At 51.4% G+C, this 13,903-nt stretch carries 12 protein-coding genes and 1 tRNA gene; 6 read left to right on the top strand and 7 right to left on the bottom strand.

What is annotated here, in order from left to right; translation table 11 throughout:
- Window positions 1-19: 19 nt before the first annotated feature.
- From Q8M75_RS00435 to Q8M75_RS00415, 5 genes are all read right to left on the bottom strand, one after another.
- A complete protein-coding gene (locus Q8M75_RS00435; protein ID WP_305484986.1) occupies window positions 20-862 on the bottom strand; it encodes a DUF4743 domain-containing protein in 843 nt (280 codons plus the stop codon).
- A 341-nt stretch (window positions 863-1,203) separates the two neighbouring features.
- Window positions 1,204-1,278: transfer RNA gene (locus tag Q8M75_RS00430), tRNA-Arg, on the bottom strand.
- Window positions 1,279-1,301: 23 nt separating this feature from the next.
- The gene (locus Q8M75_RS00425) at window positions 1,302-1,463 is read right to left on the bottom strand and encodes a hypothetical protein (protein WP_305484984.1); all 162 of its coding nucleotides are present in this window, start codon (window positions 1,461-1,463) and stop codon (window positions 1,302-1,304) included.
- Between the two features lie 41 nt (window positions 1,464-1,504).
- The gene (locus tag Q8M75_RS00420; protein WP_305484982.1) at window positions 1,505-2,737 is read right to left on the bottom strand and encodes an MFS transporter; all 1,233 of its coding nucleotides are present in this window, start codon (window positions 2,735-2,737) and stop codon (window positions 1,505-1,507) included.
- Window positions 2,738-2,749: 12 nt separating this feature from the next.
- Window positions 2,750-3,970: a CaiB/BaiF CoA-transferase family protein gene (locus Q8M75_RS00415; protein WP_305484981.1), complete on the bottom strand. Its 1,221-nt coding sequence runs from the start codon at window positions 3,968-3,970 to the stop codon at window positions 2,750-2,752.
- Window positions 3,971-4,099: 129 nt separating this feature from the next.
- On the opposite strand from Q8M75_RS00415, the gene Q8M75_RS00410 reads away from it, so the two are divergent.
- Window positions 4,100-6,088 carry a DNA topoisomerase IV subunit B gene (locus Q8M75_RS00410; protein WP_305484979.1) on the top strand — a complete coding sequence of 663 codons (1,989 nt, stop codon included), beginning with the start codon at window positions 4,100-4,102 and terminating at the stop codon, window positions 6,086-6,088.
- Between the two features lie 122 nt (window positions 6,089-6,210).
- Window positions 6,211-8,514, top strand: a complete 2,304-nt coding sequence (gene parC, locus Q8M75_RS00405) for a DNA topoisomerase IV subunit A (protein WP_305485212.1) — start codon at window positions 6,211-6,213, stop codon at window positions 8,512-8,514.
- 64 nt (window positions 8,515-8,578) lie between these two features.
- Here parC and Q8M75_RS00400 read toward each other — a convergent pair whose 3' ends face one another.
- Window positions 8,579-9,043, bottom strand: coding sequence for a RidA family protein (locus Q8M75_RS00400; protein WP_305484976.1), 465 nt, complete (start codon window positions 9,041-9,043; stop codon window positions 8,579-8,581).
- 134 nt (window positions 9,044-9,177) lie between these two features.
- Here Q8M75_RS00400 and Q8M75_RS00395 point away from each other — a divergent pair, with 134 nt between their 5' ends.
- Entirely contained in the window at window positions 9,178-9,558 is a 381-nt protein-coding gene (locus Q8M75_RS00395; RefSeq protein WP_305484975.1) for a cytochrome c, read from the top strand.
- Window positions 9,559-9,579: 21 nt separating this feature from the next.
- The gene (locus Q8M75_RS00390; protein ID WP_305484973.1) at window positions 9,580-9,921 is read left to right on the top strand and encodes a cytochrome c; all 342 of its coding nucleotides are present in this window, start codon (window positions 9,580-9,582) and stop codon (window positions 9,919-9,921) included.
- Between the two features lie 12 nt (window positions 9,922-9,933).
- On the opposite strand, the gene Q8M75_RS00385 is transcribed toward Q8M75_RS00390, so the two are convergent.
- Complete coding sequence (locus Q8M75_RS00385; protein WP_305484970.1) at window positions 9,934-10,566, bottom strand: GntR family transcriptional regulator; 633 nt, start codon at window positions 10,564-10,566, stop codon at window positions 9,934-9,936.
- A gap of 121 nt (window positions 10,567-10,687) precedes the next feature.
- Here Q8M75_RS00385 and scpA point away from each other — a divergent pair, with 121 nt between their 5' ends.
- Window positions 10,688-12,868, top strand: coding sequence for a methylmalonyl-CoA mutase (gene scpA / locus Q8M75_RS00380; RefSeq protein WP_305484968.1), 2,181 nt, complete (start codon window positions 10,688-10,690; stop codon window positions 12,866-12,868).
- Between the two features lie 6 nt (window positions 12,869-12,874).
- Entirely contained in the window at window positions 12,875-13,900 is a 1,026-nt protein-coding gene (gene meaB, locus Q8M75_RS00375; RefSeq protein WP_305484966.1) for a methylmalonyl Co-A mutase-associated GTPase MeaB, read from the top strand.
- Window positions 13,901-13,903: the final 3 nt, after the last annotated feature.

Here is a 13,903-nt window from a genome sequence, read left to right as displayed (position 1 = left end):
GTCCTGACCTGAGTCAAACTTAAATAATGCTGCGCCGCAAAATAAAATCAGCGGTGACCAGGGCAGCATCGGCAGTAAATTCATCGGCTAAGATCCGGGCAGCCGCCTCTGCATAGGAAACCGCAATAAAGCCAGCGACCTCGCCATCCCGGTTGGTGGGCAATAGATTGCTTGGCAGCACTAAATCATAGACAAATAGCGATTCCGCATGGAATCCCAAGGGCGGGGTAGGCCTACGCATCTCTATACGGCCTGCGGGCTGAATCTCGCTCGCAATGGCTTTGGGGACGCCAGCTTCCTCCCAAAGCTCACGGGAGGCGCAAACCCAGGGGGTTTCATCTGCTGAAATGCCGCCAGCACTCAAGTTATCTAGTTTTCCAGGGTCAATTTGCTTGTTTTCACTGCGGCGACCCAGCCAGATTTGGCCATGTTCGGTAAAGCCGTTGATGTGGCTAGCCATGCTCTTGAATCCAAATGTACGAAAAGCAGCCCGCTCTACTTGAAATAAGGCATGCCCTTGCGCATCAATAAAGGCAAATTCTTCGTTACGCCAGCCGGGAATAAACCCCCTTTGGCGCATGCGATCGGCCAAGGCCCGCATGGTTTGGCTGAGCAAGGCAGGACGAGAGCCATCAAGCAGCACGCGATGTGGCTCGATGTGCACCCCGGCGATCGGACTGGTGGTCAGGGATTGCTTTAAAAAAGTAAAAAAATCCAAGTGCAGATGGCCTACCGTTTGACCAGCTTGATTGCCTGATGGAATTGCAAGAAAAATGGGCACGTATTCCGACGGAACCGAGCGCGCCGTATTTTGGAGCATTTCTTCTAGGGCGGCGCGGGTGCTGGGCGTAAGTGCATTCATGGTGATTAAGTGTACGAGAAATCCATTCGTGCGAAGGCAGGGGATGAAATGCAGACCGTTTTTTTAAGTCATGAATTGGTATTGCGATGATCGCTAATACGGAACGACTAGATTAAAAAAACAAAAGTCAATGGTGAAACAAAACAAAAAACCGCCGAATAAACGCTGCTTATTTTTTAAGCACTCCAGATCGGCCTATAAAAATTCAACACTTAGCAACACTTTCTGTAATTTATCCACATTCGCTGTGGATAACTTTTTGAGTAAATAATCCGATTGACTTTTTAAATCATTTGAGAAGTAAAAATATGCGAACCACTTAGAGTGAAGTGTGTGGACCGTGGTCCCGCCGACAGGAATCGAACCTGTATCCCACGCTTAGGAGGCATGTGCACTATCCATTGTGCTACGGCGAGTAATGCGATTCAATCACTTGCATCTAAAAGCCGCACAGCGCCCAAACGGTATTGGTTAAGGCAACCATGAGGTCGGGTGCAAAGTAAGCCATAAAGGTCAAGGCTAAAACAAGACCGCATAGCATTGCCGCGGCAAAACTTTGCCACCTTGGCTTGCGGACTGGCGTGCTAAAAAGGGTGCGCATAAATGATTGTACTCAGACGGGCCGTCTTGGTGGGTAAGCGCTTAGGTAGACTGCAGTCGCCCAAGGCCACGCTCTTGGATTGGTAAGTTAATGAGTGCGGCAAAAATACCTAGCGCAATCGCAATCATCCACACCACTTCATAGGTGCCGCTGCGATCATACAAAAGGCCGCCGAAATAAGCGCCGCAAAAACTCCCTACTTGGTGCGAAAAGAACACAAGGCCAGACAACATACTCAAATACTTCACACCAAAAATCTGTGCCACGATGGCATTGGTGAGGGGTACAGTCGAGAGCCAAAGAAATCCCATCACCGCTGCAAACAGATAGGTTGAGAATGGCGTGATTGGCATAAAAACAAAGAGCGCGATCGCAATAGCGCGGCTCGCATAGATGCCGGATAGTAAATACCGTTTTGGAAAGCGCTGACCCAAAACGCCCGCATAAAAGGTACCGAATACATTAAAGAGCCCAATCAAGGCGAGTGCTGTGCTGGCAACCGCGGGAGAGCCAACCGCGGGGACTGCCTTAGATAGATCGCTAAGGTAAGGCGCCAAGTGCACCGATATAAATACGACCTGGAAGCCGCAGACAAAATAACCCAATGTGAGTAACTGAAAGCTGCGGTTATGCATGGCTTCGCCCAGCGCCTCTGCAATGGTTTGATTGCCTAACTGCAATTGGCTTGATCCTGCAGGCTCTTTGAGTTGAAAGGCAATGGGCAACATTAAAGTCGCCATTAAACCGAGCAGCAGGAGTGCGTCGCTTGCACCAAAGTGGCTAATTAACCCTTGCTCCACCGGAATCATCAGGAACTGGCCAAAGGACCCAGCTGCTGCTGCAACCCCCATTGCCCAAACCCGTTTCTCAGCGGCTACATTGCGGCCCAAAATTCCATAGACGACACTGTAGGTGGTGGCGGTTTGGGCTAAGCCAATTAAAAGACCGCCCGCCACGGTAAACGGAAGAATGTCGGTTGAAAGGCCCATGCCCACCAAACCCAAAGCATAGAGGATGCCGCCAGCCATCATGATGCGAAAAGCGCCGAAGCGATCGGCGAGAGCCCCAGTAACCGGCTGCAACGCTCCCCAAACTAAATTTTGCAGGGCAATCGTGAGCGCAAAGGTTTCGCGATCCCAACCATTGGCGGCAGTAATGGGGAGGTTAAATAAACCAAAGCCATGGCGAATGCCCATCGACAGGGTGACTAAAAGGCCACCATAAATAAGGAGGTGTTTCAGCGGGATAATGGCTTTGGATTGCGTGCTTGCCATGCGATGGGGAGCTTAGATGGCGTGCTTTTGGCGCAGTGCTGAAATCGCTTCAGCGCTCAGGCCAAGGCGTTCGCGCAGCACCTCGTCGGTATGCTGACCTAATGTCGGTGGCGGCATACGTACCTCAACCGGCGTTGCCGATAACTTCATGGGGCTCGCAACTAATTTCATGGTGCCGGCAGTAGGGTGAGGCACTTGCAGTTCAACCTGGCGGGAGACCACTTGCTCATTGGCAAATACTTCTTTCAAATCATTGATCGGTCCGCAGGGCACGTTGGCTTTTTCGAGGGTGGTGATCCAATCGTTCTTGGTTTTGGTCTTCGTCATCTCTGTCAGCAAGGGAACCAAAATAGAGCGGTGTGCAACGCGCGATGGATTGTCGGCAAAGCGGACATCGTCTGCCAGCTGTTCTTGCCCACCCGCTTTTACAAACTGACGAAACTGACTGTCATTACCAACGGCGATGATCATCCAGCCATCGGAGGTAGGGAAAGTTTGATACGGAACGATATTGGGGTGGGCATTGCCCCAGCGTCGCGGCGCAGTTCCGGTGCACAAATAATTGCTCGAGATATTGGCCATGACCGCAATTTGGGTATCGAGTAAAGCCATGTCGATGTATTGACCCGTACCAGTGCGGTCACGATGGATCACCGCAGCCAGAATGGCTGAGCTGGCATACATGCCGGTAAATAAATCGACAATCGCAACCCCAGCCTTTTGCGGTCCACCACCCGGTAAATCATCTGCTTCACCCGTGACACTCATGAAGCCGCCTAAGCCTTGAATAATGAAGTCGTAGCCAGGGCGCTGAGCATAGGGGCCAGTTTGACCAAAACCGGTGACGGAGCAATAAATCAGATCGGGTTTTAGTAAGGCGAGGGTGTCGTAATCCAGCCCATATTTTTTTAACTGGCCCACCTTGTAGTTTTCAATCACGACATCGGATTCGGCAGCGAGTTTGCGAATGATGTCTTGACCCTCGGGCGTGCTGATATCGACGGTAATCGAGCGTTTATTGCGATTGATCGAAATGAAGTAAGCGGCTTCCGCCGTATCTTCACCTTGCGGGTTTTGCGCAAACGGAGGCCCCCAATGGCGGGTATCGTCGCCAACATCAGGGCGCTCGACTTTGATCACGTCAGCGCCTAAATCGGCTAAATTTTGGGCGCACCAAGGGCCCGCAAGAACTCGGCTGAGATCTAAAACTCGAATATGACTAAGTGCACCCATGGCCCAATTTTGGCATGAATGGCCAAATAATCGCGCGCAAGTGCCCAAGATCGCCTCAAAATGCGCAAGCGAAGCCCGCGCAACGGTAAAAAAAGAAGCGAATCCCAGACATGGCTACAATTTCTGCGCATGGCAACCCGTAAAACCTCCGAATACAGCGAATCGTCGATTCAAGTTCTCAAAGGACTTGAGCCCGTCCGTCAGCGCCCTGGGATGTACACCAGGACCGATAACCCCCTCCACATCATCCAAGAAGTGCTGGATAACGCATCCGATGAGGCGCTGGGCGGCTTTGGCAAGCAAATCATGGTGACCTTGCATGCCGATGGCAGCGTCAGCATTGAGGATGATGGCCGCGGCATTCCGGTGGGCATGCACCCCACCGAAAAATTACCCGTGGTGCAAATTGTCTTTACCCAGCTGCACGCGGGTGGCAAGTTTGAAAAAGGCAGCGGCGGGGCGTATGCCTTCTCCGGCGGTTTGCACGGCGTTGGCGTGTCGGTAACGAATGCTCTTTCGAAGCGCCTGGATGTCACGGTATGGCGTGAGGGCCAAATGTCTACCTTGAGTTTTGCCGATGGCAATGTCATCGAGAAACTCAAAACCAGACCGGCCGATAAGGGCGATAAAGCCCACGGTACGCGTGTCCGGGCATGGCCCGATGGCAAATATTTTGACAGTGCTGCCATCCCGATGGCGGATCTGATTCGCCTACTGCGCTCCAAAGCGGTGCTACTGCCTGGCGTCAAAGTCACCTTGATCCAAGAAAAAAGTGGCGAGACGCAATCCTGGCAATACGCGCAGGGCTTGCGTGGCTACCTGAATGAAGCCTTGGCTCAGGCGGGTCACAGCGCTGAAGTGATTCCCGCATTTGAAGCCGAGCAATACGCTACTGGTAATGCCGATGAAGATACCTTTGCTGAAGGCGAGGGCGCTGCTTGGGTAGTGACCTGGACCGAGGATGGCCCACCCGTTCGCGAAAGTTATGTGAATTTAATTCCGACTCCTGCCGGCGGTACTCATGAAAGCGGTCTGCGTGAAGGCCTCTTCAACGCGGTTAAAGGCTTTATTGAAATGCATGCCTTGCAACCTAAGGGCGTGAAGTTAATGCCTGAGGATGTCTTTGCACGCGCTTCCTTTATTTTGTCTGCCAAAGTACTCGATCCCCAGTTTCAGGGGCAAATTAAAGAGCGTCTGAACTCACGCGATGCCGTGCGTTTGGTTTCTGGTTTTTCCAAATCCGCACTTGAGCTTTGGCTCAACCAGCACGTCGACTATGGTCGCAAATTAGCTGAACTGGTCATCAAACAAGCGCAAGCCCGCACCCGTGCTGGACAAAAAGTTGAAAAGAAAAAATCTTCCGGCGTTGCGGTACTGCCAGGCAAGCTAACGGATTGCGAGAGTCAAGACGTTGCCATGAATGAACTCTTTTTAGTTGAGGGTGACTCTGCCGGGGGTTCAGCCAAAATGGGTCGTAATAAAGAGTACCAGGCGATATTGCCGCTGCGCGGCAAGGTTCTCAATACCTGGGAAGCAGAGCGAGACCGCCTGTTTGCTAATAACGAAGTGCACGATATTGCGGTAGCGATTGGTGTTGATCCCCATGGCCTGAATGACACGCCTGACTTATCTAATTTACGCTACGGCAAGATCTGCATTCTGTCGGATGCCGACGTGGATGGTTCGCACATCCAAGTTTTATTGCTCACCTTGTTCTATAAACACTTTCCAAAGCTGCTGGATGCAGGGCATGTGTATATCGCTCGGCCACCACTCTTTCGGGTTGACGCACCTGCGCGCGGTAAAAAGCCAGCGCAAAAGATTTATGCCCTGGATGCCAGCGAGCTCAATGCGATCGAAGATAAGTTACGTAAAGATGGTGTTCGTGACAATGCCTGGCAAATTTCCCGCTTTAAGGGTCTTGGCGAAATGAGTGCCGAGCAATTGTGGGATACCACGCTTAATCCCGATACGCGCCGCTTACTCCCAGTTACCTTGGGCGCATTAAGTGAGCAAGATACATTTAAAACCATGGACATGCTGATGGGTAAATCCGAATCCGGTGCAAGGCGGGATTGGCTTGAAGAGCGTGGCAATGAAGTAGAGGCGGATATTTAATGGCAACGCGCAAACCCAGTTCAGAAGCCAGCATGCAAGAGCAAGCGGATTTATTTGCGATAGACAGTGCTGGCGCAAGCGTCGGTTCACCTCCTATTCCACCACGCGCATCATCTGGCAGCATGGATGGTGACGGAGGCGATGGAAGCGAAGGCTTAACGCTGGCGGTCTATGCGGAGAGAGCCTATTTAGATTACGCAATTAGCGTAGTGAAGGGCCGCGCTCTGCCTGAAGTGGCCGACGGTCAAAAGCCTGTACAGCGGCGTATTCTCTTCTCGATGAGCGAGATGGGCTTGCGTTCGGATGCAAAGCCAGTGAAAAGCGCTCGGGTGGTTGGTGACGTATTGGGTAAATTTCATCCGCATGGTGATCAATCGGCTTACGATGCCTTGGTTCGATTGGCCCAAAGCTTCTCATTGCGTTACCCCCTGATTGATGGTCAGGGCAACTTTGGTTCACGTGACGGCGATGGGGCTGCAGCGATGCGCTACACCGAAGCGCGCCTCACCAAGATTGCGACCCACTTACTGCTGAGTGAAATCGATGAAGGTACGGTTGCGTTTGCGCCAAACTACGATGGCTCGTTTCAGGAACCTAAATTACTTCCGGCGCGCCTGCCTTTTGTATTGCTGAATGGCGCATCTGGCATTGCAGTGGGCATGGCCACGGAAATCCCATCGCATAATTTGCGCGAGGTGGCTGCAGCTGCCATAGCGCTCATGAAGTCGCCGAACATGAGCAGCACTGATTTGCTGGCGATTGTGCCGGGCCCAGATTTTCCAGGTGGCGGTCAAATTATTTCGTCTGCCAGTGATATTGCCCAGATTTACGAGGGTGGTCGCGGCAGTTTAAAAGTGCGGGCACGCTGGTCAGTCGAAGAATTGGCCCGCGGTCAATGGCAAATTGTGGTGAATGAGTTGCCACCAGCAACGTCGACGCAGCGGGTACTGCAAGAGATTGAAGAGCTGACTAACCCCAAAATCAAATTGGGCAAAAAATCATTAACGCCCGATCAAAGCAATACCAAAGCAGCCATTTTGAATGTACTCGATTGTGTTCGTGACGAATCCAGCAAAGACGCCGCGGTACGCTTAGTGTTTGAACCCAAGAGCAAGAATGTGGAAGTCAATGACTTCGTCAATTTGCTGCTTGCACACACTTCGCTTGAGTCCAATGCGCCAATTAATCTCGTGATGATTGGCAATGATGGCCGGCCACGCCAAAAGAATTTAAAAGACATCATTTCCGAGTGGATTGCCTTCCGCGTTGCAACGGTAACGCGCCGCACCGAGCATCGCCTTGGCAAAGTCAATGCCCGCATTCATATTCTGGAAGGCCGCCAGATTATTTTGCTCAATATTGATAAGGTCATCAAAATCATTCGCAATAGTGATGAGCCAAAGGCTGATCTGATTACTGCTTTTAAGCTCAGCGATCGCCAAGCCGAAGATATTCTTGAAATTCGTTTGCGCCAATTGGCACGGCTGGAGGCAATTAAGATTGAGCAAGAGCTCAAAGAACTCCAAACCGAAAAAGCGGATTTAGATGGCCTGTTGCAGAGTGATAGCACCTTGCGTAAACGCATCATCAAGGAAATTGAAGCCGATGCCAAAGAGTTTGGCGATGAGCGTCGTACTTTAATTCAGGAAGATAAGCGCGCAATCGCTGAAGCTAAAGTAATTGATGAGCCGGTCACGGTCATCGTGTCGCAAAAGGGCTGGGTTCGCGTTCGCCAAGGCCATGAACACGACGCACAGCAGTTTTCGTTTAAGTCGGGTGATGCGCTCTACGCCACATATGAGTGCCGCACGGTTGATGTGATGCAAGGCTTCGGCAGTGACGGTCGTGTGTACACCGTTCCTGTTAGCGAGTTGCCCGGAGCGCGCGGTGATGGCGCCCCCTTGACTAGCTTTATTAACTTAGCAGCAGGCTCGCAAATGGTGGCCTATTACGCCGGCCAATTGGATGATTTGGTGTTGATTTCAACGCGGGCTGGTAATGGCTTCTTAGCAAATGTGTCCGATATGCTGACCCGCAATAAGGCGGGCAAATCCTTTATTGGCGTTGACAGCAAGTTCAGCCCGGGCGATGCCCCACTGGGGGCCAGCAAGGTTCGCCCTGGTATGAAACAGGTCGCCTGTTTATCGGAAAGTGCGCGGCTATTAGTCTTCCCGCTGGATGAGCTCAAGCGCCTACCAACCGGCGGTAAGGGCGTCATTTTGATGGGGCTTGATGATAAAGAGCGCCTAGCGTCGGCGGTTGCCGTGGGCCCAGATGGCGCCACTTATTCTGGCGCAGGCCGGGCTGGAAAGCCAACTGAGTTAAGTCTCGATAGTAAGACCTTGAAGTCGTTTGCGGGTAACCGCGCGCGCAAGGGCCATTATTTAGAGCCACGCTTAAGAGATGGAAAGCTAAGCCCGAATTAGGTCACTGCCTTGGAACAGATAAAGCCGGGCTGAGCGATGATTAACTTGGCTTTTTTACTGGGCCTTACTCAATCTCGGCGATGAGTTCAATTTCAACGCAGGCACCTAGGGGGATTTGAGTTACCCCAAAGGCACTACGAGCATGTTTGCCGGCTTCGCCAAAGACGTCAAATAACAGCTCGGAGCAGCCATTGACCACCAGATGCTGCTCAGTAAAGAGGTCGGTCGAGTTAACCAGTCCCATCACTTTCACAATGCGCTTGACGCGATCCAGTGAACCCAAATGCGACTGTAAGGTGGCCATTAAATCGATCGCAATCGAGCGCGCTGCGGCTTTACCGCTAGCAGTATCCATATCAAGACCTAATTTACCAACCCAGGGCTTACCGCCTTGCTTGGCGATATGCCCAGAAACAAAGACGGTAGAGCCGGTGGTCACGGCCATGACGTAAGCGGCAGCAGGGCTTGCGGTGGCGGGGAGCTCAATACCGAGGTCTTTAAGGCGATCGCTGATGGGTTTAGTAGACATATATTTAGGTACTTTTTAGGGGTAAAGGAGAGGGTAGAATCTTACCGCTAAATGCGGTAAAAATGAGTAATTGAGCGCTGTCCGCTATACTCTTGCAAGCAAATTAGTCTGTTTTTTATATATTGATGATTTCCATGAAAAAAACTGCCGTGACCCGTTTATTGTCCACACTGATATTCACTGTCGGCGCTGGATTTTCTGTTCTCTCTGTGAATGTACAGGCACAGGATGTCAAAGGCTCTGCCGAGGCTGGCCAGGCCAAAGTTTGGCTTTGCACTGGCTGCCATGCCATTCCTGAATACCGCGCTGACTATCCTTTGGTTTATCGCGTACCGAAAATTGGTGGCCAAAATGCCGCCTATATTTACGCTGCCTTAGAGGCGTACAAGTCAGGGGAGCGTAAGCATCCCACGATGCGCTCCATTGCTGGCAGCATGACTCCTCAAGATATGGCCGATGTGAGCGCGTATTACGCCGCACAAAATTCGACCTCTCCCACAAATCCCTTAAAGTAATTTTGATTTAGAGGTCTATTTATGAAAGTTGCACTCCTGATTTCTTTTTTACTTTCCAGCATTGGTATTGCTCAGGCTTCCAATCTCGCTAAAGGAAAAGAGCTGGTTGAAAAGAACAATTGTGCCGCCTGCCATGGCGCCAATTTGAATGAGCCGGTTGCTCCGGCCTACCCCAAGATTGCCGGACAGTACGCTGATTACCTGTATTACGCTTTACGCTCCTACCAGGTGTCGAATAACCCACAATTCGGCCGTAAAAATGCCGTTATGACATCCCAAGTCGCCCAGTACAGCGATGCGGATTTACGCAACATGGCTGCTTACATTGCCTCATTGCCTGGCACCATGGTGATTAAGAAGTAATTCAGTAAAAGCCTAGCGCGTGGCCTCGAGCCCGCGCGCAAGGTGGGCTTGCATGGCGTCTTGTGCAGCAGCCCCATCCCTTTTTATCAATGCTTTCAGGATGTTACGGTGCTCGTTTAAGGCACTCTGTAATCGTCCGGAACGGCCTAAAGAATCCCGACGTTGTAATTTAAGTACCTTGCGTAGGTCGTCAACCACTCCATTCATCCAGCGGTTACCTGCAATCTCCATGATCAGCTCGTGAAAGCGCACGTTGATCTCAAAAAACTGCTCTTCATCACGGTCGGCAGCGGCTTTTTCAAGTTTTAAGTGCAAATTATCCAATTGATTGAGTTGTGCTTCGCTGGCTTTAATCGCGGCTTCCTTGGCTGCAAACCCCTCTAATTGGGCTAAAACAGCAAAAATCTGCTCTAAATCGCCGCTCTCCACCTCGGTAACGTAAGCGCCGCGTCTCGGCTTCATGGTCACCAAGCCCTCGGAGGCGAGCACCTTGATTGCTTCGCGCATGGGCGTTCGGCTGATACCAAAGGTGATCGCCAAGCTTTGCTCATCCAGCCAGCTGCCGGGCGGTAGTGTGTGCGCGAAAATTTGCGCGCGCAGACGTTCTGCGACGTCATGGTAAAGGGGTTTATTGCTTAAATTCATGGATTTCTACTGAAATTGTATTCATAATTATGTATACAATATCTAGACAGAAGTCCATTTGTCAAGCAAAATAGCAATAATTAAACATGATGTCGTCACTAAGCCAACAGGAGTAAGTGAAATGAGTTCATCCAGTGCTAAGCCCAATCCATGGCCTGATTCCAAACAAGTGGGATTGAGCGATTGGGAAAAAGCAGCGCAAAAATCAGCCCCCAATGGCAATACTGATGCACTGGGCTGGAATACGCCAGATGGCATTCACTTAAAAGCCCTGTATACGGCAGCAGATTCTGCCAGCCTGCCGTATGCCAATACCTTGCCTGGATTTGAGCCATTTGTACGCGGGCCACAAGCCACCATGTATGCGGTTAGGCCTTGGACCATTCGCCAATACGCTGGCTTCTCGACCGCAGAAGAATCCAATGCGTTTTACCGTAAAGCGTTGGCAGCCGGTGGTCAGGGCGTCTCGGTTGCATTCGATTTAGCAACCCACCGGGGCTACGATTCCGATCATCCCCGTGTTACTGGTGATGTGGGTAAGGCTGGCGTTGCGATTGACTCCGTCGAGGATATGAAAATCCTCTTCAATGGCATTCCGCTCGATACCGTTTCGGTATCCATGACCATGAATGGCGCTGTATTGCCAGTGCTTGCTGGCTACATCGTAGCAGGCGAAGAGCAGGGCGTGAGCCAAGCTCAGCTCTCCGGGACGATTCAGAATGACATTCTGAAAGAGTTCATGGTTCGCAATACGTATATCTATCCGCCAGAGCCATCGATGCGCATCATTGGCGACATCATTGAGTACACCGCAAAGCACATGCCTAAGTTCAACTCGATCTCGATCTCGGGTTATCACATGCAAGAAGCTGGCGCCAATCAAGTATTGGAACTTGCCTTCACCTTAGCCGACGGCAAAGAGTACGTTAAAACCGCATTAGCCAAGGGCTTAGATGTCGACGGCTTTGCTGGACGCCTCTCATTCTTTTTTGCGATCGGCATGAACTTCTATTTGGAGGTAGCGAAATTACGCGCCGCTCGTTTGCTGTGGTGGCGCATCATGAAAGAGTTCAATCCGCAAAATCCAAAATCACTGATGCTACGAACCCATTGCCAGACCTCGGGTTGGTCTTTAACTGAACAAGATCCCTATAACAATGTGGTGCGCACCACGGTGGAAGCGATGGCAGCAGTGTTTGGCGGCACCCAGTCCCTGCATACCAATTCGTTTGACGAAGCGATTGCCTTGCCATCGGAAACCTCGAGCCGAATTGCGCGCAACACCCAGTTAATTCTTCAGGAAGAAACCCACATCACCAGCGTGATTGATCCTTGGGCCGGCTCCTACATGATGGAAAACCTCACGCAAGAGATGGCCGATAAGGCATGGGAAATTGTGCTCGAAGTAGACGCCATGGGCGGCATGACCAAAGCGGTTGAAAGCGGTTGGGCTAAGCTCAAAATTGAAGCCGCTGCTGCTGAAAAGCAAGCCAAAATTGATTCGGGCGCCGACGTCATCGTGGGCGTGAATAAATACAAACTGGATAAAGAAGAATTAGTCGATGTCTTGGTGATTGATAACGACAAAGTGCGCGTCAATCAAATCGAGCGCTTAAATTCGATTAAGGCATCGCGCGATAGTAAAAAGGTAGCGGCTGCACTGGAGGCGCTAACCAAGGCAGCGGCAGATCAAACCGGCAATTTATTGGAGTTAGCGGTGGCAGCAATGCGCTTGCGTGCTACCGTCGGTGAAGTATCTGACGCTTTAGAACAAGTCTACGGGCGCCATCGCGCCGATACGCAAAAGGTGACCGGAGTGTATGCAGCTGCTTATGACTCAGCCGAGGGCTGGGAAAAACTCAAAGGGGAGCTCGCTCAATTCGCGAGCGATTTTGGACGCAGACCTCGCGTGATGATTGCCAAGCTTGGTCAAGATGGCCATGATCGCGGCGCAAAAGTCGTCGCTACTGCATTTGCGGATCTGGGTTTCGACGTGGATATTGGACCCCTGTTTCAGACTCCAGAGGAATGTGCGCGTCAGGCAATTGAGAATGACGTTCACGCATTAGGCATCTCTACTTTGGCAGCTGGCCATAAAACCTTGGTGCCAGCGATCATCGCTGAATTGCGCAAGCAGGGCGCCGATGACATCATAGTCTTCGTTGGCGGCGTCATTCCGCGACAAGATTATGAATTCTTGTATGAGGCGGGCGTAAAAGGAATTTACGGTCCAGGCACCCCGATTCCGGCATCTGCCAAAGACGTACTCGAGCAAATTCGCAAACAGGCAAAGCCGCTCTAATTCACCATGCTGCCTGCCGCTGATCAAGCCTTGTTTGATGCAATTACGGGTCCATCAGGACCAGCGCAGCGCCGCGCCTTAGCCAAGGCCATTACCTTGCTTGAGTCGACCCGCCTGGATCATCGCAAGCGTGCAGATGAATTGCTGAATGCTTTGCTGCCAAAGACTGGCAAGTCCTTTCGGTTGGGTATCTCCGGCGTTCCGGGGGTAGGGAAGTCAACCCTGATTGAAACCCTAGGACTCTATTTGATTGAGCGCGGGCATCGCGTGGCTGTTCTAGCAATCGATCCATCCTCAAGCCTATCGGGCGGATCAATCTTGGGTGACAAGACCCGCATGGAGCGGCTATCGGTACATGAATGTGCATTTATTCGGCCGAGCCCCTCTTCCGGAACATTGGGCGGCGTTGCTGAAAAAACCCGTGAGGCGCTTTTAGTTGCAGAAGCGGCTGGGCACGACGTCGTGATTGTGGAAACCGTCGGTGTTGGTCAGAGTGAAATTGCTGTGGCTGGCATGACCGATTTATTTTTGCTATTGCAATTACCCAATGCAGGCGATGATTTGCAGGCGATTAAAAAGGGGGTCATGGAGTTGGCTGACTTGATCGTCATTAATAAAGCCGACATTGATCCTAATGCTGCCATGCGTGCACAAGCATTTATTACCAGCTCACTGCGATTATTGGGCTTTCAGGGAAATCCGGATCACGCCTCGTACGATGCCGAGTATTGGCATCCTATGGTCATGTCCTTATCGGCATTGCAAGGGACTGGCATCCCCGATTTATGGGATCACATTCTGCGCTTCCAGAAACTACAAACGGCCAATGGTCGATTGGCTGCCCGGCGTCAAGTCCAGTCAGGTGCCTGGATGTGGGAACGTATCGATGCTGGATTGAAAAGTATATTTAAAAATAATCCTGCGGTTCAGGCTTTGCTTCCCGAACTGAGCAATGCCGTCAATCTCGGAACCATCGCCCCCTCGGTTGCTGCAAGGCGCCTACTCGAGGCAATGGGCCACACCTCTTTCTAAGGA

Source organism: Polynucleobacter sp. (assembly GCF_030693775.1).
Taxonomy (GTDB): domain Bacteria; phylum Pseudomonadota; class Gammaproteobacteria; order Burkholderiales; family Burkholderiaceae; genus Polynucleobacter.
The sequence above is the reverse complement of the archived record's forward strand: the minus strand, read 5'-3'. Positions and strand labels throughout refer to the sequence as shown.

What these genes read in the sequence shown, in the direction of transcription:
- Q8M75_RS00425 (WP_305484984.1), bottom strand. Translation starts at nt 1,463, where the DNA reads ATGCGCACCCTTTTTAGCACGCCAGTCCGCAAGCCAAGGTGGCAAAGT.
- parC (WP_305485212.1), top strand. Translation starts at nt 6,211, where the DNA reads ATGGATGGTGACGGAGGCGATGGAAGCGAAGGCTTAACGCTGGCGGTC.
- Q8M75_RS00420 (WP_305484982.1), bottom strand. Translation starts at nt 2,737, where the DNA reads ATGGCAAGCACGCAATCCAAAGCCATTATCCCGCTGAAACACCTCCTT.
- Q8M75_RS00435 (WP_305484986.1), bottom strand. Translation starts at nt 862, where the DNA reads ATGAATGCACTTACGCCCAGCACCCGCGCCGCCCTAGAAGAAATGCTC.
- Q8M75_RS00390 (WP_305484973.1), top strand. Translation starts at nt 9,580, where the DNA reads ATGAAAGTTGCACTCCTGATTTCTTTTTTACTTTCCAGCATTGGTATT.
- Q8M75_RS00400 (WP_305484976.1), bottom strand. Translation starts at nt 9,043, where the DNA reads ATGTCTACTAAACCCATCAGCGATCGCCTTAAAGACCTCGGTATTGAG.
- meaB (WP_305484966.1), top strand. Translation starts at nt 12,875, where the DNA reads ATGCTGCCTGCCGCTGATCAAGCCTTGTTTGATGCAATTACGGGTCCA.
- Q8M75_RS00415 (WP_305484981.1), bottom strand. Translation starts at nt 3,970, where the DNA reads ATGGGTGCACTTAGTCATATTCGAGTTTTAGATCTCAGCCGAGTTCTT.
- scpA (WP_305484968.1), top strand. Translation starts at nt 10,688, where the DNA reads ATGAGTTCATCCAGTGCTAAGCCCAATCCATGGCCTGATTCCAAACAA.
- Q8M75_RS00395 (WP_305484975.1), top strand. Translation starts at nt 9,178, where the DNA reads ATGAAAAAAACTGCCGTGACCCGTTTATTGTCCACACTGATATTCACT.
- Q8M75_RS00410 (WP_305484979.1), top strand. Translation starts at nt 4,100, where the DNA reads ATGGCAACCCGTAAAACCTCCGAATACAGCGAATCGTCGATTCAAGTT.
- Q8M75_RS00385 (WP_305484970.1), bottom strand. Translation starts at nt 10,566, where the DNA reads ATGAATTTAAGCAATAAACCCCTTTACCATGACGTCGCAGAACGTCTG.